The following is a 22600-nucleotide window of genomic DNA, read 5'->3' as shown; positions in this document are numbered from 1 at the left end:
CCCCTCCACGGTGGGTGCCGCCGTTACGATCACCCAGCGGCCGCCGTTCGGCGGAGGGGGTAGCCATGACGTCGCCACCGAGCACCCGTACGGACCGTGAGCTGCTGCGCTCCAGCGGCGCGCTGCTGCTCGGCGGGTTCCTCTTCACCACCGTGGTCACCGTGCTGTTCCATCCGGGTGGGAACGAGGACGTCCACGAGGACATCTTCGCCAGGTACGCGGCGAGCGCCGCGTGGGAGTGGGTCCACTTCGCCCAGTTCGTCGGCGTGCTGGCGGCCCTCGGCGGGCTGCTCGTCCTGCACCAGGTGCTGCGGCCGCGGGCCCGGCGACTGTCGGCGTTCGCCGCCGGGACGACGGTGGCCACCGCCGCGGTGTGGGCCGCGCTGCAGGCCGTGGACGGGGTGACCCTGAAGCAGGCCGTGGACGCCTGGGTCGCCGCCGACGGACCCGAGCGGGCCGTCCGGCTCGGCGACGCCGAGGTGGTGCGCTGGACCGAGTGGGGTCTGCAGAGCTACTTCCGCGTGACGCTGGGCGTGGCCCTGCTGCTGTTCGGCGCGACGATCCTGATCACTCGTGCCGTGGCCGCCTGGGCCGGTTGGGTCGCCGTGCTGGCCGGGCTCGTCTCGGTCGCCGTCGGGGTCGACGTCGCCTACAGCGGCCTGGAGAGCGCCTTCCAGGAGCTGGCCGTGCCGGCGTTCCAACTGCTGATGCTCGTCCTCGCCGTCGGTGTCCTGGTCTCCGCCCGCGGGGAACTCGCGCCTGCCGCCGCCTGACCGTCCGCTCCCCTCCCGGTGCCGGTGAGACGGCCGGGGCCCTCTCGTTCGACGAGGACGGCGCTGCGCCGCCGCCTGCCGGGGCCCGGCGGAGGTCCTGCGCGGCGCATCGGCCGTCACCTGGGGCATCTGGGGCAGGGCCTAGCGGGTCCACCGCCCGCCTCCCCGTCGCCGGGTGGTGGGGCCGGGCCTCCGTACCTCACCCCACCGGGATCGTCAGGAGGTCCGCCCGCGCGGCCAGGTGCGCCGGCGAGGCCCACGCGGGCGCCCGCCGCGTGGTCGGGCCGCCTCCACCGAGCCGGCCTCCGCCCACCGCCGGCGGCGCGCATGCGACGGGCATCACACCCCCTTGCGGAAGGTACCCCAGGGGGGTACACCTTGTAGGGCGTACCCCCAGTGGGTATTCAACCGCTCGGAGAGGAGAACACCGTGAGGACCACCGACTACGCCGTCCGCGGCATGACCTGCGGCCACTGCGCCAGCGCGGTCACCGAGGAGGTCTCGAAGATCCCGGGAGTCACCGGCGTGCAGGTCGACGTGGCCGGCGGCCGGGTGACCGTCGAGAGCGACCAGGCGGTGTCCGTCGACGCGGTCGCCGCGGCGGTCGACGAGGCCGGCTACGAGGTCGTGCCCGCCTGATCCGCGTCCGGTGGGGCGAGCGCCGGCTCCCCACCGGACCGGCGCTCGCCCACCGGACGCACCCCGCCAGCCACGACCACGGCACGAGGAGGACGACATGGCCGGCTACACCCACGCGAAGGACGAACACCTCAAGCGCCTGCGCCGCATCGAGGGCCAGATCCGCGGGTTGCAGCGCATGGTGGAGGACGACCAGTACTGCATCGACATCCTGACCCAGGTGTCGGCGGCGACCCGCGCGCTGCAGTCGTTCTCCCTCGGCCTGCTCGACGAGCACCTGGCCGGCTGCGTGGTCGACGCCGCGCAGCAGGGCGGCCCCGAGGCCGACGCGAAGGTCCGCGAGGCATCCGAGGCGATCGCCCGCCTCGTCCGCTCCTGACCCGGAGGACCCGCGATGGACACCCCCACCCGGCTCGGCGCCTACACGCTCGGGCTGGTCGCCGTCTTCGGCGCGGCCGCCGGCATCGGTTCGGTGGTCGGCCCCATCGGCGAGCCCACCCAGGACACCGCCCCCCACACCCAGCCGCACACGGAGTCCCCGATGGACACCAGCGCACAGCCGGCTGCCGCCAGCCACCTGCCCGGCGGCCTGCAGATCTCCCAGGACGGGTACACCCTCGACGTGGCCGACCACCTCCCGGCCGGCGCGGCCACCTCCGTGTCGTTCCGGGTCCTCGGCCCGGACGGGCGCCCGGTCACCGCCTACGACACCGCCCACGACGAGGACCTGCACCTGATCGCCGTGCGCCGGGACCTGACCGGGTACCAGCACGTGCACCCCGACCTGGCCGCCGACGGCACCTGGTCGGTCCCGCTGGACCTGAGCGCCGGCAGCTGGCGACTGTTCGCCGACTTCGACCCCGCCGGTGAGGACCCGGCGCTCGTCCTGGGCGCCGACGTCGCCGTGGCCGGCGACCAGGTCCCGCAGCCGCTGCCCGAGCCCTCCACCACGGCCTCGGTCGACGGGTACACCGTCACCCTGAACGGCCGGCTGACCCCCGGCGCCGAGTCCCAGCTGACGCTGTCGGTCAGCCGGGACGGGCGGCCGGTCACCGACCTGCAGCCCTACCTGGCCGCCTACGGGCACCTGGTCGCGCTGCGCGACGGCGACCTGGCCTACCTGCACGTCCACCCGGCCGGTGAGCCCGGCGACGGCACGACCCAGCCGGGCCCGGACATCACCTTCTACGCCACCGCCCCCTCGGCCGGGGACTACCGGCTGTTCCTGGACTTCCAGCACGGCGACGTGGTGCGCACCGCCGAGTTCACCGTCCACGCCGGCGACACCACCGCCGCAGCCACCGGGGCACCCGCCACCGAGGGCGCCGACGGGCACGACGACGCCGGTCACGCCCACGGCTGAGGACCACATCCGGACCACCGCCAGCACGCTCCGAGGAAGACGATGATGAGCTCCACACCACCCGACACCGCCGGGCCCGCCACGGCCGGCGACACCCAGGTCGAGCTGGCGATCGGCGGGATGACCTGCGCCTCGTGCGCCGCGCGCATCGAGAAGAAGCTGAACAAGCTCGACGGCGTGACCGCCACGGTCAACTACGCCACCGAGAAGGCGAAGGTCTCCGTCACCGGCGACGTCACACCCGCCGACCTCATCGCCACGGTGGAGAAGACCGGCTACACCGCGCAGCTGCCCGAGCGGCCGGAGGCCGGCACCGAGGACGGGCAGCCGGCGACATCGGAGGCCGACGACCACGTCCGCAGCGTGCGGCAGCGGCTGACCGTCTCCGCGGTCCTCACCGTGCCGGTCGTGGCGATGGCGATGGTCCCCGCGCTGCAGTTCACCTCCTGGCAGTGGCTCTCGCTCACCCTGGCCGCGCCGGTGGTCGTCTGGGGCGCGTGGCCGTTCCACCAGGCCGCCTGGACCAACGCCCGCCACGGCGCGGCCACGATGGACACGCTCATCTCGATGGGCACCCTCGCCGCGCTGGCCTGGTCGCTGTACGCACTGTTCCTCGGCACCGCCGGCGAGCCGGGCATGACGCACCCGTTCGAGCTGACCATCGCCCGCACCGACGGGGCCGGGAACATCTACCTCGAGGCCGCCGCCGGGGTGACCACGTTCATCCTCGCCGGACGCTACTTCGAGGCCCGCTCCAAGCGCCGCGCCGGTGCGGCCCTGCGCGCCCTGCTCGAGCTGGGCGCGAAGGAGGTCTCCGTCCTGCGCGGCGGGCGCGAGAAGCGCATCGGCATCGACCAGCTGACCGTCGGCGACCTGTTCGTCGTGCGCCCCGGCGAGAAGATCGCCACCGACGGTGTGATCGCCGAGGGCTCCTCGGCCGTGGACGCCTCGATGCTCACCGGCGAGTCCGTGCCGGTCGAGGTCGGCCCTGGCGACGCCGTCGTGGGCGGCACCGTCAACGCCGGCGGCCGGCTGGTCGTGCGCGCCACCCGCGTGGGCTCCGACACCCAGCTGGCGCAGATGGCCCGGCTGGTCGAGGACGCCCAGAACGGCAAGGCCGCCGTCCAGCGGCTCGCCGACCGGATCTCCGGCGTCTTCGTGCCGATCGTCATCGCCCTGGCCGTGGGCACCCTCGGCTTCTGGCTGGGCACCGGCGGCGGGCTGGCCGCGGCCTTCACCGCCGCGGTCGCGGTGCTGATCATCGCCTGCCCCTGCGCGCTGGGGCTGGCCACACCGACCGCGCTCATGGTCGGCACCGGCCGCGGCGCTCAGCTGGGCATCCTGATCAAGGGCCCCGAGGTGCTGGAGAACACCCGCCGCGTCGACACCGTCGTCCTCGACAAGACCGGCACCGTCACCACCGGCCGGATGACCCTGCTCGACGTCGTCGCCGCCCCCGGCGAGGACCGGCAGCAGGTGCTGCGGCTGGCCGGCGCACTCGAGGACGCCTCCGAGCACCCCATCGCCGCCGCCATCGCGAAGGGCGCCACCGAGCTGGTCGGCACCCTGCCGCCGGTGGACGGCTTCACCGCCATCGAGGGCCTCGGCGTGCAGGGCGTCGTCGACGGCCACGCGGTCCTCGTCGGCCGCACCCGGCTCCTCGAGGACTGGTCGGTGCACCTGAGCCCCGACCTGGAGCAGGCGAAGGCCGCGGCCGAGGCCGAGGGCAGGACCGCCGTCGCGGTCGGCTGGGACGGCGCCGCCCGCGGCGTCCTCGTCGTCGCCGACGCGGTCAAGGACACCTCCGCCGAGGCCATCGGTCAACTGCGCGACCTGGGCCTGACCCCGGTGCTGCTGACCGGTGACAACGCCACCGTCGCCCGCTCGGTCGCCGAGGCCGTCGGCATCGACGAGGTGATCGCCGAGGTGCTGCCCGCCGACAAGGTCGACGTCGTCAAGCGGCTGCAGGACCAGGGCAGGGTCGTGGCGATGGTCGGCGACGGCGTCAACGACGCCGCCGCGCTCGCCCAGGCCGACCTCGGCCTGGCGATGGGCACCGGCACCGACGTGGCGATCGAGGCCAGCGACCTCACCCTGGTCCGCGGGGACCTGCGGGCGGCCGCGGACGCCATCCGGCTGTCCCGCAGGACGCTGGGCACGATCCGCACCAACCTGGCCGCCGCGTTCGTCTACAACGTCGCGGCGCTCCCGCTGGCGGCCGCCGGCCTGCTCAACCCGATGATCGCCGGCGCGGCGATGGCGCTGTCGTCGGTGTCGGTCGTGGGCAACAGCCTGCGGCTGCGCCGCTTCGCCCCGCTGGCCTCCGACACCGCCGGCGGTGGCGCCGCTGCGCACACGCCCGCCCGCGGCACCCTCGCCGGCGCCACCCGCTGACCCGCGGCCCGTCCCGCCTCGAGGGCGGGACGGGCCCGGCACCCACGACGGTCGGACACCGACCACCTGTCCGCACACCCGATCGAGGAGCAGTGATGGACCACTCGACGCACACCCAACGGCCCACGGGCACGGCCCTGACCCGGCTGGCGGTCTCGGCCACCCTGCACTGCCTCACCGGCTGCGCCATCGGCGAGGTCCTCGGCATGGTCATCGGCACCGCGCTGGGTTGGTCCGATGTGCAGACGATCGTGCTCGCCGTCGCCCTGGCCTTCGTGTTCGGCTACTCGTTCACCATCGGCCCCGTGATGCGCTCCGGCCTGTCGCTGCGTGCGGCGATCCCGGTCGCGCTGGCCGCCGACACCCTCTCCATCACCGTGATGGAGCTCGTCGACAACGCCATCATGCTGGCGGTGCCCGGCGCGATGGAGGCACACGTGGACAGCTGGCTGTTCTGGGGTTCGCTGGCGTTCGCGCTCGCCGTCGCGTTCGTCGTCACCGTGCCGGTCAACCGCTGGCTGATCAGCCGCGGGAAGGGTCACGCCGTCGTGCACGCCTACCACGGCGCCGGGCACGGGAGCGGGCACGAGGCCGATGAGCGCCGGGCCGCCGACGCACGAGGCGAGGGGCACGACGGGCACGCGCACCACTGAGGTAGGCGCCGGCACCTGCCCTCGCGCACGGGAACAGGCACCTGTTGCTGCGCGTCGGTGCCGGTGCGCTGGAGACGGCGACGCGCCCGACCAGGGGGGTGAGCGAGGACGACCTCGACCGGAGCCGGCCGTGGTCGTCGTCGCCGCCGGGGCCGTGGGGCACGGGTGCCGTCGGGGAGCTCACGGTCGACGGTGGCACGGGCCTCGTCGTGGACGTCCCGGAGCGCCGCCCAGCACCGATCAGGTCGTGGTCGTGGTCGGGTCCGTCCGGCCCAGCCGAGGCCAGTGGCGCCACAGCGCCCACCCGAGGGCGGTGGCGACACCGACCGACAGCCCGGCGACCAGTGCACCGAGGAGGATCAGCAGGATCGCACCCCAGACGCCGGCGACCACGAGGGCGGGCGGACCGGCCAGGTCCCGGGGCGCCGGCCGTGCGACCGGCACCGGCCGCGGAGGCTCCACGGCATCCTCGGCCCAGAACCGCTCGACGTCGTCCCACACCCGCTGCTCGGAATCGCTGAGCATGACCACCTCCGTTGCCGACTCCGACCATCCCCGCCGTCGGCACCATCGGCTACGGGCCTGCCCGGTCAGATGAGGCGCGCTGGCGTTGCCGGTCACCGGCAACCGACGTCCGCGCCCGCCGAGCGAGCCGTGACCGCCCGAGTGGTGGTCACAGGAGGAGGCAGGACCACCGGGCGCACCCACCCTCCGGCCGGCGACGCCCTCGTCAGTGCGACGTGGCCGCGCGGATCTCCGTGGTCGCCCGCTCGATCTCCCGACGCAGCTCCCGGCGGCGCCCCGCGGCCTCATGGCGCCGGCGCTCCTCGGCGGTCCGGGGCCGCCACGGCGGGACCTCCACCGGCCGACCGTCCGGCCCGATCGCGACCATCGTGAAGTAGCAGCTGTTGGTGTGCCGGACGACCTGGCTGACCAGGTCCTCCGTGGTCACGCGCACCCCGATCTCCATGGAGGTGCGCCCGGTGCGGTTGACGCTGGCCTGGAAGGTCACCAGCTCACCGACGTGGACCGGCTCCCGGAAGACGACCTGGTCCACCGAGAGAGTGACGGCGTAGGTCCGCGCCCAGCGGGTCGCGCAGGTGTAGGCGACCTGGTCGAGGTACTTCAGGAGCAGCCCGCCGTGGACGTTGCCCGCGAAGTTCGACATGTCGGGCGTCATCAGGATCGTCATCGACAGGCGGTGGAGGTCCTCGTCCGCGCTGCTGCGGTCGGTCGGTGGCTCGGTGTCGGTGGACATCCCCGGATCCTCCCCGGGCGAGGCGACCCGGTCACACGGACGTCGCGGTCGCGCCGGCGGTGCTGGTCGGTCGACCTGCGACCGGGGTGCGCGCGGTGGGAGCCCCGCGAGCGACCCGTCCCCTGCCGACGAGCGCGGCGGGCACCGGGCTCCCCCCGTCAGGGCAGGGCCGTGCCGGCCAGACCCGATCTCGGGTGGGCGCCGCCCCTCGACGGACGGCGCCCAGCGCTGCGGCCCGCCATCCCCGGAGCGAACTGAGCACCGCCAACCCCTCCACCCGCTCGAGGTCGGCCACGGAGAGCACCCGCTCCTGCAGTCGGCCCGTCTCGAGCAGCCGCGCGCGCTCCACCCCCGGGAGGCACCCGGAGTCCAGTGGAGGCGTCCACCACCGCCCATCCAGCTTCAGCGCCAGGGTTGCCCGGGTCGCCTCCGTGAGCTCTCCCCTCGTGTTGACCATGATCACGTCGTCGACGTCGGGTCGCCGCCCGCGTCGCCGGTCGTACGGTTCCCGGACGGTCGTCTTGTGGAAGAGCCAGGCCTCCTGGGGGTCCACCGGCTCGTCGTCGACCGCGAGCAGCACCGGGCCGGGAGAGGGCGAGGGCAGGGCCTCCACGTCGACGGCGAGGGTCCCGTCGCGGCGGAGCCGGAGCCGGACCCGTGCTGCCGGGCGTCCGTCCAACGACGAGCTCAGGACCTCGCGCGCGGCCGCCAGGTCGAACCGGAACCCGAGGTGCTCGGCGGACTCCCCCAGGCGCCGCAGATGGCGCTCCCGGTTGCGCAGACCGCGCTGCGGCTCGTACCGCATCGTCTCCACCAGCTCGAACTCGCGGGGTCGGGCACGGAGGACGGCCGCCTTGGCGAGCACCTCCTCGTGCTCGGCCGCGGCCTGCGAACTCCAGGTGATGCCGCCCCCGGTGCCGTACACGGCCTCACCCGTGGCCGTGTCGACCACGGCGGTGCGGATGGCCACGGTGAAGCGGGCGCGCACCGGTGCGTCGGGTGGCCCGACCAGACCGATGGCCCCGCAGTAGACGCCACGGGGCTCGGGTTCGACGGATCGGATGATCTCCATGGAGCTCGGCTTGGGTGCCCCCGTGACCGAACCGCAGGGGAAGAGGGCGCGGAACAGCTCCACCAGCCCGGTTCCGGGCCGGAGGCGAGCCGTGACGTCGGAGGTCAGCTGGAGCACCGTCTCGTACCGCTCGACGGTGAAGAGCGCCGGCACGTCGACGCTGCCGATCTCGGCGACGCGGGCGATGTCGTTGCGCATGAGGTCGACGATCATGACGTTCTCGGCCCGCTCCTTCGCGCTGGATCGGAGCTGGGCCGCCAGGCGCCGGTCCTCGTCCCGGTGTCGTCCCCGCCGCGCCGTTCCCTTCATGGGACGGAGCAGCACGTCGTCACCACGGCGTTCGAAGAACAGCTCGGGGCTGGCACTGGCCACGACGAAGCGGCCGAGGTCGAGGTAGGCGTTGTAGGCCCCGCGTTGGCCGAGCGCCAGGTCGCGGTACAGGGCGAACGGGTCGGCGGCCACGCGCCCGGCCATGCGGACGGTCAGGTTGCACTGGAACGTGTCCCCAGCGGCGATGCGCTCCCGGATGCGGGCGACGGCGTCAGCATGTCCTGCCGCCGTCCACGTGGGCCGCCACTGGGTGGCGCCGGACGTCCGGACGTCGCTCGGCCGTGCCGTCCCAGCGGCCACGAGCGGTGGCACCGGGATCGGCTCGTCACAGATCCCGAACCACGCCAGCGGCATCCCCAGGGGCGTGGACCGGTGCACCGCGAGGTGCGGATCCAGCCCGGCAGCCGCCTCGTAGGCGACGTACCCGAACGCCCACCGGCCGGCGTCGGTGGCCCGTTCGACCTCGGCCAGCACGCCGACGACCTCACCGGGGTGGTCGGCCACCAGGATCCGGTCGGGCGCGGGACACCGGAGCGCCGTTCCGGTGCGGAGGTCGTCGAAGCGGGCCCCTGCGCAGGACGGGGTCAGCCTGCCGGCCACTGCGGCACCGTGACGCCGTGGACGGCGCCGAGCAGGTGGAACGAGCCGCTCACCACGAGCGGCACCGCCTCGTCCGCCTCCTCGGCAGCACGGCTCACCGCGAGCACCGGGTCCCGCTCCACCGCGGTCGGGATGCCCCGGTCCGCCGCCGCCGCGGCGACGAGCTCGGCCCGGACGGAGGCGCCGGCCGGGTGGTCGCCGCCGTCGGAGCGGAACTCCGTCGCGACGACCACGGAGGCCGCCGGGGCGACGACGTGGAGGGCCGCGTCCAGGTCCTTGTCCTGCTTGAACGCCAGGACCCACGGGAACCGGGCGCCGGGGTGGACCTCCTGCAGGGTCGCCACCAACGCCGCGAGCTTCATCGGGTTGTGCGCACCGTCGAGGACCGCGGTCCGGCCGCCGATCGTCCGGCGTTCGAACCGGCCGGGCAGCGTGGCGCTCCGCAGCCCCAGCCAGACGGCGTCCGCGTCGAGGGCCCACCCGTCGCGCGCAGCCAGCGCCTCGACGGCACGCAGCGCCAGGTGGGCGTTGCCGGCCTGGTGCCGCCCGGTCAACCCCAGGGACAGGGGCGGTTGGCCCCGCAGGCACAGTTCGGTGCCGCCCGGTCCGGTCCAGGCCTGCACCGCCGGGGGGCCCAGGTCCACCCACCGGAGAGCGCAGCTCCGGCGGGCCGCCTCTGCGCCGAGCACGTCCTCCACCCCCGGACCGCCCTGGCGAGCCGCCACGGCGCGACCGCCGGAGGGCAGGATGCCGGCCTTCTGAGCCGCGATGTCGGGGAGCGTGGCCCCGAGCACGTCCTGGTGGTCCAGGCCGATCGGCGTGACGACCGCCAGCTTGTCCGCCCGGGAGATCGTGTTGGTGGAGTCGAGCAGTCCACCGAGCCCGGTCTCGACGACCCCGTAGTCGAGACCGTCGGCGAACAGGTCGAAGGCGATGCCGTTGGTGACCTCGAAGAAGGACGGCCGACCGTGCCCGGCCTGCTCCACCGCCTCGACCGCCGGCCGGATCCGGGCCAGCGCGGCGTCGACGAGCTCGGCGGGAGCCGGGGCGCCGTCCAGCTGGAACCGCTCGAGGAGGCAGTAGGCGTGCGGTGACAGATGGGCGCCGACCCGGAACCCGTGCGCCCGGAGCAGGCTCGCGACGAAGGTGCTCACCGAGCCCTTCCCGGCGGTGCCCGCCACGTGGACGGCGCGGAAGCGGTCCTGCGGGTCCCCCAGCGCCCCGAACAGGGCCCGGGCGCGGACGAGCCCCGCTCCGGCCGGGCCCTGCTGGGGCCCGAGTTCCTCGTACAGGTACCGGCGGACGCGGTCGAGCGCGGCCCGGGACGAGGATGTGCCGGCGGGCGACAGCCGGTCCACCGTCCCGGTCGACATCAGACCTCCCGCGACCGGTTCACCGGAAGACGACCGTGCTGTGCCCGTTGAGGAGCACCCGCCGCTCGCTGTGCCACCGGACGGCCCGCGACAGCGCCAGCGCCTCGGCGTCCTGGCCGACGGTGGCCAGCGCGCGCGGGTCGTAGGTGTGGTCGATGCGGATGACCTCCTGCTCGATGATCGGCCCCTCGTCGAGGTCGGGGGTCACGTAGTGGGCCGTCGCGCCGACCAGCTTCACGCCGCGGTCGAAGGCCTGGTGGTAGGGCTTGGCGCCCTTGAAGCCCGGCAGGAAGGAGTGGTGGATGTTGATCGCCCGGCCGTGCAGGGCGGCACACGTCTCGTCGGAGAGGATCTGCATGTAGCGGGCCAGGACGACCAGGTCGGCCCGGTACTCGTCGACCAGCTCGAGCAGCCGCGCCTCGGCCTCGCGCTTGGTCGCCGGCGTCACGGGGACGTGGACGAACGGCAGGCCGGCCGCCTCCGCCATCGGGCGCAGGTCCTCGTGGTTGGACACCACCGCGACGAGCTCGGCGCCGAGGCTGCCGGCGCGCCAGCGGAAGATCAGGTCGTTGAGGCAGTGACCGAGCTTCGACACCATGACGAGCACGCGCTGCGGCTGGTCGCCGGTGACCCGGTGGCTCATGCCGAACTCGTCGGCCACCACTCGGAAGTCCGCCGACAGGCGGTCGGCGCCGGTGTCCTCGGCGCAGACGAACTCGGTGCGCAGGAACAGCTGCCCGCGGAGGGGGTCGTCGAACTGCTGGTGCTCGACGATGTCGCAGCCGTGCTCGAACAGGAACGAGCTCACCGCGTGCACGATGCCCGGACGCTCCGGGCAGCTCAGCGTGAGGGTGAACGGGTGGGACACGGGTGCCTCCTCAGCACTCGACGATGTTGAGGGCCAGCCCGCCGCGGGCGGTCTCCTTGTACTTGTCCTTCATGTCCGCGCCGGTCTCGCGCATCGTCTTGATGGCCTTGTCCAGCGGGACGTGGTGCCGGCCGTCCCCGCGCACGGCCATGCGCGCCGCGGTGATGGCCTTGACCGAACCGACGGCGTTGCGCTCGATGCACGGGATCTGCACCAGCCCGCCGACCGGGTCGCAGGTGAGGCCGAGGTTGTGCTCGATGCCGATCTCGGCGGCGTTCTCCACCTGCTCCGGGTTCCCCCCGATCACCTCGGCGAGGCCGGCGGCGGCCATGGAGCAGGCCGAGCCGACCTCCCCCTGGCACCCCACCTCCGCACCCGAGATGGAGGCGTTCTCCTTGAACAGCAGCCCGACCGCGGCCGCGGTCAGCAGGAACCGCACCACCCCGTCCTCGGAGTAGGAGTCGACGAAATCGCGGTAGTAGTGCAGGACGGCCGGCACGATGCCAGCGGCGCCGTTCGTCGGCGCGGTGACCACCCGCCCGCCGGCCGCGTTCTCCTCGTTGACCGCCAGGGCGTACAGGGTGACCCACTCCATCGCACGGAGCGGGTCGTCCTCGTCCGGACGGTCCTCCAGCTGGGCGCGCAGCGCAGCCGCCCGGCGGCGGACCTTGAGCCCACCGGGGAGGACGCCGGTGGTCCGGGTGCCGCGCTCGACGCACTCCTGCATCACCGCCCAGATGTGCAGGAGCCCGGCGCGGACCTCCGCCTCACTGCGCCAGGCCAGCTCGTTGGCCAGCATCACGTCGCTGATCCGCAGCCCCGTCTCCCGGGTCCGGGCCAGCAACTCCTCGCCGGTGCGGAACGGGTACCGGACGGGCCTGGGGTCCTCGACGACGACCGGGTTGCCGGCGTCGTCCTCGTCGAGGACGAATCCACCGCCCACCGAGTAGTACTCGCGCCGGTCGACGTCGTTGCCCTCCGCGTCCAGTGCCCGGAAGAGCATGCCGTTGCTGTGGAACTCCAGCCGCTTGCGCCGGTGCAGGACGACGTCGTCGTCCACCGAGAACGCGATGAGGTGCTCGCCGGCCAGGGCGAGCTTGCCCTCGCGACGGACGGCGTCGACCCGTGGCTCGGCTGCGACCGGGTCGACCAGGTCCGGTCGCTCCCCCTCGAGGCCGAGGACGACCGCCTTGACGCTGCCGTGCCCGTGCCCGGTCGCCCCCAGCGACCCGAACAGCTCGCAGCGCACCCCGGCGACCCGTCCCAGCAGGCCCTCGTCGCGGAGCCGGGACACGAAGGCGCAGGCCGCGCGCATGGGGCCGACGGTGTGCGAGCTCGACGGGCCGATCCCCACCTTGAACAGGTCGAAGGCGCTGATGGTCACCCGTGCCTCCCTCTCCCCCGCCGATGCGTTGGACACCAACCACGGACCCAGGTACACAGTTGGTATATCAGATGTAGTCTGAAGGTATGTCGATCCCTCTCAAGAGGCAAGAGCCGTTGGCCGACAACCTCTACGATCTGCTCGTGACCGCTGCGCCCCTGGATCTCGACTCGTCCGCTGTCGCGTCCCTGGCGGACAAGGCCTACGTGGCGATCCGGGACCGGCTGATCATGCTCGACATCCGTCCGGGCGACCCGATCGACGACGACGAACTGGCCAAGGACCTCGGCGTGGGCCGGACCCCGGTCCGCGAGGCGCTGAAGCGTCTGGAGGGCGACCGGCTCGTCGTGTCCTACCCGCGGCGAGGGACCTTCGCGACCGGTATGGACATCTCCGACCTGGCGCACATCTCCGACATCCGCGCCCAGCTCGAGCCGTTGGCGGCCCGCCGCGCCGCCGAGCGAGCCGTCCGCACGCCGCACGCCGAGCTCGAGGACCTCGCCTCGCGCATCCAGCACCTGGACGTCGACCGGATCGACCGCACCGAGCTGATGCGCTGGGACCTCGCCGTGCACCGGGCCATCTACCGAGCCGCCGGCAATCCCCACCTGGAGGACGTCCTCATCCGCTACGACAACCTGGCGACGCGGATCTTCTGCCTGTTCCTCGACCGGCTGCCCACGGTCGACGAGCACGTCGGGGAGCACGTGGAGCTGCTCCGCGCGATCGCCGCCGGCGACGCCGACCAGGCCGACGACCTCGCCCGTGAGCACGTCCTGGGATTCGAGCAGGCGATCCGCGCGGTGATCTGAGGAAGTCGAAGGACCCCGTCCTCCTCACCGCTCGCAGGCTCGCGGCGAACCTCCGCACGGGACCGCGGCGGGGCCCTGCAGGGGGCCGGCCGCCGGCCGTTCACACCGGGCCGACGGCGTCCAGGACGGCGAGGACGTCCCGCGTGGCCGCGACGTCGTGCACGCGGAGCACGGAGGCTCCTCGTTGGACCGCGACGAGCGCCGCGGCCAGGGATCCGGGCAGCCGGTCCCCCACGTCCCGTCCGGTGAGCTGCCCGAGCATCGACTTGCGGGACAGCCCCACCATGACCGGGACCCCCAGGCCGGTGAACGCGTCGAGCGACGCCAGGAGCGCGACGTTGTGCGACAGCGTCTTGCCGAACCCGAACCCCGGGTCCACCACCAGGTGCTCCGGCCGGATGCCGGCGTCGAGGCAGGCCCGCGTCCGCTCGGCGAGGAAGGTGCGCACCTCCACGACGACGTCCTGGTAGCGGGGATCGCGCTGCATGGTCTCCGGCGAGCGCTGCATGTGCGTGAGGCACACCGGTACGCCGAGCTGAGCGGCGGCCTCCAGGGCGCCCGGCCGCTGCAGCGCCCGCACGTCGTTGACCATGCTGGCGCCGGCGGCCACGGCTGCCCGCATGACCTCGGGACGGGAGGTGTCCACGGAGAGCGGCACGGGGACCTGCCGGACCAGGGCCTCGACCACCGGGACGACGCGGTCGAGTTCCTCGGCGAGGGTCGGCGGGCGCGAGCCGGGTCGGGTGGACTCCCCGCCGATGTCGATGAGGTCGGCCCCTTCGGCAGCCAGGGTGCGCCCGTGCTCCACGGCTCGGTCGAGGCCGTCGAAGCGCCCGCCGTCGGAGAAGGAGTCGGGGGTCACGTTGAGGATGCCGCAGACCAGAGGCCGCCTCGCCGCGAGGGCCCCACTGAGGGGGTGCCTCGAGGTGCCGGTGCCCGCGGGCGTGCGGCCGGCCAACGCCGTGCCGGTCATCTGGCTGCTCCGATCTGGGTGGTCCGGAGGGCGGAGCGGCGGGGGTCCACGGCCGCCCGAGGCCCTTCTCGGGCGTCGCCGGCCCGCCCCGGCCCCGCTGCAGGGTCGCGCCGCGAGCCTGCGGGGGGCAGCGGGGTCCTTCGTCAGCCGCGCGCGGACGCGAGCGTGTGCCGCAGGAGCAGGGCGGTGGTGACCGGGCCGACGCCGCCGGGGACCGGGGTCAGTCCGGCGACGCGCCCGGTGACCGAGGCGGCGTCGACGTCCCCGACCAGTCCGCCGTCGGGCGTCGGGTTGGTCCCGACGTCGATGACGACCGCGTCCGCGGCGACGTGCTCGGCCGTGATGAGGTCCGGGCGCCCGACGGCCGCGACGAGCACGTCCGCGGACCGCGTGACCTCGGCCAGGTCCTTGGTGCCCCGGTGGCAGACGGTCACGGTCGCATCCCGCTGGAGCAGCAGGTGCGCCGCGGGCTTGCCGACGACGTTCGAGCGCCCCACCACGACGGCGTGCGCGCCGGACAGGGGGATCCCGTGGTGGTCCAGGAGGGCGAGCACGGCCTCGGCGGTCGCCGGCGCGAAGGCGGGCAGGCCTGCGGCCAGCCGTCCCAGGCTCAGCGGGTTGGCGCCGTCGACGTCCTTGGCGGGGTCGATCGACGCGGCGAGGTCCTCGAAGACGGCGTCGGCCGGCAGCGGGGTCTGCAGGATGATGCCGTGCACCGCGGGGTCTGCGCTGAGCGCGGCCAGCTCGGCGCGGATCCGATCCGGCGTCGCCGTCTCCCCGAGGTCGACCACGGAGCAGGCGATGCCGGTCCTCTCCGCGGCCCGGGCGATGGAGCGGACGTACCAGGCGCTGGACTCGTCCGCCGTCGCGACGACCACGGCCAGCCGGGGCGGTGTCCCGGCGGCGGCCAGGTCGGCGGCCGCGGCGGCGACCTCGGCGCGGATGCCGGCGGCCAGTTCGGTCCCGCTCAACGTCGCGGTCATCGGACCAGCCCGTCGCGGACGGCGGCGGTGACCTTCTCCGCGCGCAGGACCAGGTCGTCGACGGTGTCGACGACCGCGGTGAGCTCCCCCCAGGTCGCCGGGTCCTTGATGCCGCCGAGGTTGATCTCCACGTTGACCCGGGCCGTCGTGGCCGCGGCCCGGGCCGCCTCTGCGGCGGCGGCGACGTCGCTGATCACGTTGCGGTTCCCGACGGGCAGCAACTGCTCGGCGAGGCCCAGCACCTGGTCGGCGACGGAGATGACGATCGCCGGCACGTGCGCCGCGGCGACCAGGGCCCTCGCGATGGCCTCGGACCGGGCCGGGGCCTCGTCCGACGTCCCCTTGGGGAGCCCGTAGGCCTCGGTGACCGCGGTGAAGGCCGCGGCGTCCTCCTCGGCCAGGCCCACGGCGTTCTGGCGCAGCCGGTCGGCGGTGGCCGTGATGGTGGCGATCTCCTCGGCGTGCTCGGCGTACTTCGCCGAGTCGCTGTAGCGGGCGACCATCGCCACCAGGGCGGCGGCCTGGGCCGCGTGCAGTGCGGCGGTGGCCCCGCCTCCTGGGGCGGGCACCCTGGCGGCGAGCTGCGCCAGGAACGTCTCGATGGTGTCGGTGCGCATGAACGAGTCCTCCGGGGTGAGCGAGGCCGCGGGCCGGCGGGCGGCCCCGGGAGTGGTCGGGGTCGCCCGCCGGTCCAGCGGAGAGGTGGTGGTCGAGCGGCCACCCTTCAGGGGCCCGCCGGCCCCGTCCCGAGGCTCGCGCCGAGCGTGCGAGGCGTGAGGAGGACGGGGTCCTTCGAGGAGGCGTGGGGGGAAGGGTGGTCCTCTCTCAGCCGCGGAGCCGGGTCATCTCCGGGTCCACGAGCGGCTCGGTGGCGACGGTCGCAGGGATCCGGGTGCCGAAGTACTCGATCTCGACCTCCGTGCCGACGGTCGCCGAGGCCGGCAGCCAGGCGTAGGCGATCGGCCGGCCGACGGTGTGCCCGAAGGCCGCGCTGGTCACGTAGCCGGCCGGGTGGCCGTCGACGAGGACCGGCTCGTGGCCGAGGACGACGCTGCGGCCGTCGTCGATCGTCAGGCAGGACAGCCGGCGGCTCACCGTGTCGTCGCCGATCCCGGCGAGGGCCTGCCGCCCCACGAAGTCGGCCTTCTTCTGCGTGCGGACGGCGAACCCGAGACCGGCCTCGTACGGGTTGTGCTCGGTGGTCATGTCGTGGCCCCAGGCGCGGTAGCCCTTCTCCAGCCGGAGGCTGTTGAAGGCCGCGCGGCCCGCGGCGATGACGCCGAGGTCCTGACCGGCGGCCCACAGGACGTCCCACAGCCGCTGGCCGTTGTCGGCGCTGGTGTAGAGCTCCCAGCCGAGCTCGCCGACGTAGGACAGTCGCATCGCCGTGACCGGGACTCCCCCGATCCGGGCCCGCTTGGCGCGGAAGTACTTGAGCCCGTCGTTGGAGAAGTCGTCGGCGCTGAGCCGCTGCACGAGGTCGCGGGCCCGGGGACCCCACAGGCCGATGCAGCACGTGCCGCCGGTGATGTCCCGGATCTGCACGCTGCCGTCCGCCGGCGCCTGGCGCTGCAGGTAGTCGTGGTCGAGGGGCCCGTTGGCGCCGACCTGGAACAGTTGCTCGCCCAGCCGCGCGACCGTGAGGTCGCTGCGGATGCCGCCGGCCTCGTCGAGGGCGAGCGCGTAGGTCACCGCCCCGACCGACTTGTCCATCTCGCCGGTCGTCAGCCGCTGCAGGAGGCCGAGGGCCCCGGGGCCGCTGACCTCCAGCCGCTTGAGCGGGGTCATGTCGTACATCGCCACGGCCGTCCGCGTGCGCCACGCCTCGGCCGCCGCGATCGGCGAGTGGAACTGCGCGCTCCACGCGTCCCGCTCCGGCGGCACCCACTCGGTCGGCAGCTCCTCCACCAGCGGGGCGTTGGCCTCGTACCAGTGCGGCCGCTCCCAGCCGGCGGCCTCGAGGAAGACCGCGCCGAGCTCCTGCTGCCGGGCCTGGAAGGGGCTGACCCGCAGGTTGCGCGGGGACAGCCGCGGCTGCAGCGGGTGGATCACGTCGTAGATCTCGACGAAGTTCTGCTGCGAGGTCTCGCTCACGTACTCCGGCGCGAGCTGGACGTCCTCGAAGCGGTGCACGTCACAGCCGTGCAGGTCGATCTCGGAGCGGCCGTCGACCAGGAGCTGGGCCACCGCCCGGCCGACCCCGGCGGAGTGGGTCACCCAGACCGCCTCGGCGATCCAGAAGCCGGCCACGTCCCGCGACTCCCCGATCAGCGGGCCGCCGTCGGGCGTGAACGAGAAGACGCCGTTGAAGCCGTTGTCGATCTTCGTGGCGCGCAGCGAGGGCAGCAGCAGCTGGCTCTGCTCCCACGCCGGGGCGAAGTCCTCCTCGGTGAAGGGCAGCATCGAGGGCATCGACGACTCCCGCACGCCGTCCCCCTGCGGCAGCTCGCGCAGGTCGACCGGCATCGGCCGGTGGGCGTAGGAGCCGATGCCCAGGCAGTCGACGCGCTCGCGATAGTAGAGGTCCTGGTCCTGGTGGCGCAGGATCGGCAGGCTCGCCTCGCTGAGCTCGTCGTTGCGCCCGACGAGGTCCGGCACCTGCCCGGTCCAGACGAACTGGTGGGCCAGGGGCAGCAGCGGAACGTCCATCCCGACCATGGCGCCCAGCTCCACCCCCCAGAAGCCGGCGCAGGAGACCACGAGGTCGGCGGGGATGACGCCGTCCGGGGTCCGGACGCCGGTGACCCGGCCGCCGGCCTGCTCGATGCCGGTCACCCGGGTCGAGCCCTGGAACCGGGCGCCGCGCGCCTCGGCGCGGCGAGCCAGGGCGACGACCGCCCGGGAGGCCTTCGCCAGGCCGTCGGAGGGGATGTGCAGCCCGCCGAGGATGCGGTCGCGATCGACCAGCGGGTGCAGCCGCACGCACTCCTCCGCATCGACCACCTGCGCCTCGACGCCCCAGGAGGTCGCCCAGCCCTGCTTGCGGTGCAGGTCGGCGAGCCGCTCCGGCGTGGTGGCGACCTCGAGGCCACCGACCTGGTTGAAGCACCAGGCACCGTCGACGTCGATGCCCTTGAGCTTCTCCACGGTGTAGCTGGCGAGCGCCGTCATGGTCTTGGAGGCGTTGGTCTGAAAGACCAGCCCCGGCGCGTGCGACGTGGAGCCCCCGGTCAGCGGGAGGGGCCCCTGGTCGACCACGGTGACGCGGTCCCAGCCACGAGCGGTCAGCTCGTCGGCCAGGTTGGCGCCGACGATCCCCGCTCCGATGATGACCACACGAGGGGTGGTGGACATTGCTTTCGCTCCTGACGTGCCGGTTGGTCTGGGTCGGCCCCTCTGCAGGGTCCCGCCGCGAGCCTGCGAGGGGCGGGGGCAGAGGGGTCCTTCATCAGCTGTCGTGGGTGGTGGTGAACTCGAGGGCCGCGTCGAGCAGCCAGTCGGCGAGGTAGCCGGCGAAGGACGACCGGACCAGGACGACGAAGTCGTCGGCGGCGTCGGACAGGGCCAGCAGCACGACGCCGGCCTGGCCGAGCATCGTCTGCGCGCTGCTGCCCCGGCCGAACACCCGTGGGTGCAGGTCGATCGAGCAGCCCTTGGCCAGGACGTCGCGCACCCGCGCACCGGTCAGCCGGAGTGCGATCCGCTGGGCGGAGACGTCCGTCGCGGATCCGCCCAGCGGGAGGACGGCGGCGCGGACGCGGGGCTCCAGCTCCTCGGGCGCCTCGGTGGTGCTGGTGAGCAGCCACTCGTCGGGGCCGAGCCAGACGGCCCGCCCCGTGCCGGCCGGCACCCAGGTGTTGGGAGCCGTCGGCAGGGCGACGCCCAGCGCCGCCGACGCCTCGGCGCCGACGGTGCCGAGCCGGACGTCGACCGTCGCCACGTACGGCTCGACGGCGATGCCGACGGTGTCGGGCAGTTGCGCGAAGGCGGTGCTCCAGGCCTCGAGCGGGTGGGTGCGCAGCAGCTCAGCCATCGCGACGGGCTCCTTCGGGATCGACCAGCACCGACCCGGTGACCTCGACCGGGACGAGGGTGCCGTTGACGGGGACGTGGACGGTCTCGCCGACGCGCGCCCGGCCGCCCTTGACCAGGGCGAGGGCGAACGGGCGCTCGAGCTCGGCGCTGCGGTAGCTCGAGGTGACGTGGCCGAGCATCGGGACCGGCGGGGGCGGCAGCTGGCCGTCGGCGCGGAACTCCACGATCTGCGAGCCCTCCGGCAGCACGGTCTGCCGGTCCACGGGCAGCAGCCCGACCAACTGCTTGCGCAGCGGGTCCTGGTTGGCCTGGCGGGCGAAGGAGCGCTTGCCGACGAAGTCGGGCTTCTTCTTCGAGACCGCCCAGGCCATGCCCAGGTCGTGCGGGGTGACGGTGCCGTCGGTGTCCTGCCCGATGATCGGGTAGCCCTTCTCCGCGCGCAGGACGTGCATGGTCTCCGTGCCGTAGGGCGTGATGCCGTACGGGCGGCCGGCCTCGAGCAGTCGCTGCCAGACCGCGACCGCGTACCACGGGTTGACGTAGACCTCGAAGGCGAGCTCGCCGGAGAAGCTGATCCGGGCCAGCCGGACCGGCACGCCCTCCAGGGTGGTGTCCCGCCAGGTCATGAACGGGAAGGCCTCGTTGGAGACGTCCACCTCGGGGAAGACGGCGCCGATGACGTCCCGGGAGCGGGGGCCGACGACGGGGACGGTGACCCACTGCTCGGTGACCGAGGTGCAGTGGACCCGCAGGTCCGGCCACTCGGTCTGGACCCACTCCTCCATCCAGTCGAGGATCTTCGCCGCGCCGCCGGTGGTGGTGAGGACGAGGAAGCGGTCCTCGGCCAGGCGCAGCACCGTGCCGTCGTCGATGACCATGCCGTCGACGCCGCACATGACCCCGTAGCGGACCGAGCCGACCTTCAGGCTGCTCATCAGGTTCGTGTAGAGCCGGTCGAGGAGGACGGCGGCGTCCGGGCCCTGGACGTCGATCTTGCCGAGGGTGGAGCCGTCGAGGATCCCGACGCCGGTGCGGGCTGCGGCGCACTCCCGGAGGACCGCGGCCTCCATGTTCTCGCCGGGCCGCGGGTAGTAGCGGGGACGCTTCCACTGGCCGACGTCCTCGAAGACCGCCCCGGCCGCCACGTGCCAGTCGTGCAGCGCGGTGACCCGCTCGGGGTCGAAGAGCCGGCCGCGGTCGCGGCCGGCCAGCGCGGCGAACGCGACGGGGGTGTAGGGCGGCCGGAACGTGGTGGTCCCGGTGTCCTGCACCGGGATCCCCAGCAGCTCGGCGGTGATCCCCGAGGTGAGGACGCCGGAGGTCTTGCCCTGGTCGTGTGCCGTCCCGATCGTCGTGTACCGCTTGACGTGCTCGATCGACCGCAGGCCGGCACCCACCGCGCGGGCGATGTCGGCGACCGTGGCGTCGCGCTGCAGGTCGACGAACTGGGTGCTGCCGTCGGCGCCGGAGGTGTCCGGCACCCGCCACAGCACCAGCGGGGCGGTCGGGGTGACGGGCGCCGGGGCGGACGGCAGCCGGTCCTCCCCCGCCGGCGCGATCCCCAGCGCGGTCAACGTCCCGCGAGCCACCCGCTGCCCATCGGCCAGGCATCCGGCCAGGTCGAACACGCCGGCGGCCGAGCCGGTGACCGACAGGCCGTCGAGCTCCTCCCCGGGGAGGAAGGCCCCGAGGGCCTCGTCGTAGCGCAGCCGGCCGCGGGCCTGGCTGAACAGGTGGACCGCGGGGTTCCAGCCCCCGCTGACCAGGAGCAGGTCGCAGGCGATGGCGCTGCTGGCGCCCACCTCTCCGTCGGAGAACGGGGCGACGAGGGCGTGCGTGACCCGCTCCACGCCCTGGGTGCCGACCACGACCGCCCCGGACAGGACGCGGATGCCTGCGCGCTCGCACTCCTCCCGGCGCTGCGGTGAGCCCTCCGGTCGTGCGTCGACCACCGCCTGCACCCGCACGCCGGCACGGTGCAGGTCGAGGGCGGCCTCGTAGGCGCTGTCGTTGGTGGTGAACACGACCGCCTCGCGGCCGGGCAGCACGCCGTAGCGGTGCAGGAACGTCCGGGCGGCGCCGGCGAGCATGGTGCCCGGGCGGTCGTTGTCGGCGAACACGACCGGGCGCTCGTGCGCCCCGGTCGCGACGACGATCGACCGCGCCCGGATGCGCCACACCCGCTGACGGGACAGGTGCTTGGGTGCGGCGGCGCCGAGGTGGTCGGTGCGCCGCTCGAGCGCCAGGACGAAGCCGTCGTCGTAGCTGCCGAAGGCGGTGGTGCGCTGCAGGTGCAGCACCTCGGGGTGGCGGGCCAGCTCCGCGACCGCGTCGGCCACCCAGTCCGCCGCCGGGACGCCGTCGAGCCGGTCGGTGCCCGACAGCAGGGAGCCGCCGGCCTCGGACTGCTCGTCCACCAGGGCGACGCGGGCGCCGGCACGGGCGGCGGTGAGCGCGGCGGTCAGCCCCGCGGGTCCGGCACCCACGACGAGCACGTCGACGTGGTGGTGGACCGCGTCGTAGCGGGCCGAGTCGGGGACCTCGGCGAGGCGCCCCTGCCCCGGCAGGCCGTGGGCGGCCAGCCCGTCGTGGAGCTCGACGGTGGTGGCCAGCAGCATGGGCTCGGGGAAGGGCTCCTCGAGCTGCACCAGGCCGCCCGGGTCCTCTGCCCAGGCCGCGGCGATGCCGCGGGGCCGGCCGAACTTGATGCTCGTGGCGACCTGGTGCCGGCCGTTGGCGAGCAGCGCCGAGGCCAGGGTGTCGCCGGGATGACCGGGAAGGGTCTGCCCGTCGAAGGTGAACTCGACGGTGGTGGCGCGGTCGATGCGGCCGCCCTCGGGGGTGCGGAACGGACTCGTCATGGGGTCACCGGCTTCGGGTCATCGAGGCGGTAGACGCGCTCGAAGCGGTAGGTGGCGGTGTCGCGGACCGCGTTGAACCAGCGGCGGCAGCCCGCGCTGTGGTTCCAGCGCTCGGCGAAGCGGCCCTTGGGGTTGTCGCGGAAGAAGACGTAGTGCGCCCACTCCTCGTCGGAGAGCTCGGCGGGGCTGTCCGGGTACGGGACGTGGGCCTGGCCGCCGTAGTGGAACTCGACCTCCTCGCGGGGGCCGCACCACGGGCATGCGATGAGTTGCACGGGAGACTCCCTGG

The 22600-nt window shown here is 74.0% G+C and carries 20 protein-coding genes; 7 read left to right on the top strand and 13 right to left on the bottom strand.

Features of this window, described 5'->3' with window-relative positions; translation table 11 throughout:
- Positions 1 to 65 precede the first annotated feature (65 nt).
- From ACU610_RS06035 to ACU610_RS06010, 6 genes are all read left to right on the top strand, one after another.
- Positions 66 to 773: a hypothetical protein gene (locus tag ACU610_RS06035; RefSeq protein ID WP_446766806.1), complete on the top strand. Its 708-nt coding sequence runs from the start codon at positions 66 to 68 to the stop codon at positions 771 to 773.
- Positions 774 to 1202: 429 nt separating this feature from the next.
- Entirely contained in the window at positions 1203 to 1412 is a 210-nt protein-coding gene (locus ACU610_RS06030) for a heavy-metal-associated domain-containing protein (protein ID WP_446766805.1), read from the top strand.
- Between the two features lie 97 nt (positions 1413 to 1509).
- Entirely contained in the window at positions 1510 to 1791 is a 282-nt protein-coding gene (locus tag ACU610_RS06025) for a metal-sensitive transcriptional regulator (protein ID WP_446766804.1), read from the top strand.
- Between the two features lie 15 nt (positions 1792 to 1806).
- On the top strand, positions 1807 to 2775 hold the full coding sequence (locus tag ACU610_RS06020) for a hypothetical protein (protein ID WP_446766803.1): 969 nt from the start codon (positions 1807 to 1809) through the stop codon (positions 2773 to 2775).
- Between the two features lie 45 nt (positions 2776 to 2820).
- Positions 2821 to 5169: a heavy metal translocating P-type ATPase gene (locus ACU610_RS06015; protein WP_446766802.1), complete on the top strand. Its 2349-nt coding sequence runs from the start codon at positions 2821 to 2823 to the stop codon at positions 5167 to 5169.
- Between the two features lie 95 nt (positions 5170 to 5264).
- Positions 5265 to 5822 carry a DUF4396 domain-containing protein gene (locus ACU610_RS06010; RefSeq protein WP_446766801.1) on the top strand — a complete coding sequence of 186 codons (558 nt, stop codon included), beginning with the start codon at positions 5265 to 5267 and terminating at the stop codon, positions 5820 to 5822.
- Between the two features lie 240 nt (positions 5823 to 6062).
- On the opposite strand, the gene ACU610_RS06005 is transcribed toward ACU610_RS06010, so the two are convergent.
- The 6 genes from ACU610_RS06005 to ACU610_RS05980 all read right to left on the bottom strand — a co-directional run bounded on the left by ACU610_RS06005 (position 6063) and on the right by ACU610_RS05980 (position 12707).
- Positions 6063 to 6347: a hypothetical protein gene (locus tag ACU610_RS06005; protein WP_446766800.1), complete on the bottom strand. Its 285-nt coding sequence runs from the start codon at positions 6345 to 6347 to the stop codon at positions 6063 to 6065.
- Between the two features lie 205 nt (positions 6348 to 6552).
- Positions 6553 to 7080 (bottom strand): acyl-CoA thioesterase, encoded by a 528-nt coding sequence (locus ACU610_RS06000; protein WP_446766799.1) that lies wholly within the window; start codon positions 7078 to 7080, stop codon positions 6553 to 6555.
- A 31-nt stretch (positions 7081 to 7111) separates the two neighbouring features.
- A complete protein-coding gene (gene pabB / locus ACU610_RS05995; protein WP_446766798.1) occupies positions 7112 to 9082 on the bottom strand; it encodes an aminodeoxychorismate synthase component I in 1971 nt (656 codons plus the stop codon).
- Positions 9067 to 10455, bottom strand: a complete 1389-nt coding sequence (locus ACU610_RS05990) for a bifunctional folylpolyglutamate synthase/dihydrofolate synthase (protein WP_446766797.1) — start codon at positions 10453 to 10455, stop codon at positions 9067 to 9069. Before ACU610_RS05990 ends, pabB begins: the two co-directional genes overlap by 16 nt.
- 19 nt (positions 10456 to 10474) lie before the next feature.
- On the bottom strand, positions 10475 to 11323 hold the full coding sequence (gene purU / locus ACU610_RS05985; RefSeq protein ID WP_446766796.1) for a formyltetrahydrofolate deformylase: 849 nt from the start codon (positions 11321 to 11323) through the stop codon (positions 10475 to 10477).
- A 10-nt stretch (positions 11324 to 11333) separates the two neighbouring features.
- Positions 11334 to 12707, bottom strand: a complete 1374-nt coding sequence (locus ACU610_RS05980; RefSeq protein ID WP_446766795.1) for an L-serine ammonia-lyase — start codon at positions 12705 to 12707, stop codon at positions 11334 to 11336.
- Between the two features lie 143 nt (positions 12708 to 12850).
- On the opposite strand from ACU610_RS05980, the gene ACU610_RS05975 reads away from it, so the two are divergent.
- Positions 12851 to 13519: a GntR family transcriptional regulator gene (locus ACU610_RS05975; protein WP_446766794.1), complete on the top strand. Its 669-nt coding sequence runs from the start codon at positions 12851 to 12853 to the stop codon at positions 13517 to 13519.
- Between the two features lie 100 nt (positions 13520 to 13619).
- Here the strand turns inward: ACU610_RS05975 and folP are convergent, their stop codons facing one another.
- The 7 genes from folP to ACU610_RS05940 form a co-directional block, all read right to left on the bottom strand.
- Entirely contained in the window at positions 13620 to 14492 is an 873-nt protein-coding gene (folP, locus tag ACU610_RS05970) for a dihydropteroate synthase (RefSeq protein ID WP_446766793.1), read from the bottom strand.
- Positions 14493 to 14635: 143 nt separating this feature from the next.
- Entirely contained in the window at positions 14636 to 15475 is an 840-nt protein-coding gene (locus tag ACU610_RS05965) for a bifunctional 5,10-methylenetetrahydrofolate dehydrogenase/5,10-methenyltetrahydrofolate cyclohydrolase (protein WP_446766792.1), read from the bottom strand.
- Positions 15472 to 16092, bottom strand: a complete 621-nt coding sequence (locus ACU610_RS05960) for a cyclodeaminase/cyclohydrolase family protein (protein ID WP_446766791.1) — start codon at positions 16090 to 16092, stop codon at positions 15472 to 15474. The genes ACU610_RS05965 and ACU610_RS05960 overlap by 4 nt, the downstream gene beginning before the upstream one ends.
- A 208-nt stretch (positions 16093 to 16300) precedes the next feature.
- Complete coding sequence (locus ACU610_RS05955; RefSeq protein ID WP_446766790.1) at positions 16301 to 18769, bottom strand: GcvT family protein; 2469 nt, start codon at positions 18767 to 18769, stop codon at positions 16301 to 16303.
- A gap of 94 nt (positions 18770 to 18863) precedes the next feature.
- A complete protein-coding gene (locus tag ACU610_RS05950) occupies positions 18864 to 19448 on the bottom strand; it encodes a sarcosine oxidase subunit gamma (RefSeq protein ID WP_446766789.1) in 585 nt (194 codons plus the stop codon).
- Positions 19441 to 22311, bottom strand: coding sequence for a 2Fe-2S iron-sulfur cluster-binding protein (locus ACU610_RS05945; protein WP_446766788.1), 2871 nt, complete (start codon positions 22309 to 22311; stop codon positions 19441 to 19443). Before ACU610_RS05945 ends, ACU610_RS05950 begins: the two co-directional genes overlap by 8 nt.
- Positions 22308 to 22586: a sarcosine oxidase subunit delta gene (locus ACU610_RS05940; protein WP_446766787.1), complete on the bottom strand. Its 279-nt coding sequence runs from the start codon at positions 22584 to 22586 to the stop codon at positions 22308 to 22310. The genes ACU610_RS05945 and ACU610_RS05940 overlap by 4 nt, the downstream gene beginning before the upstream one ends.
- Positions 22587 to 22600 lie beyond the last annotated feature (14 nt).

Source organism: Geodermatophilus sp. URMC 61, from assembly GCF_052931555.1.
Note: the sequence above shows the minus strand (reverse complement) of the source record. Positions and strands in the feature narration are given on the sequence as shown.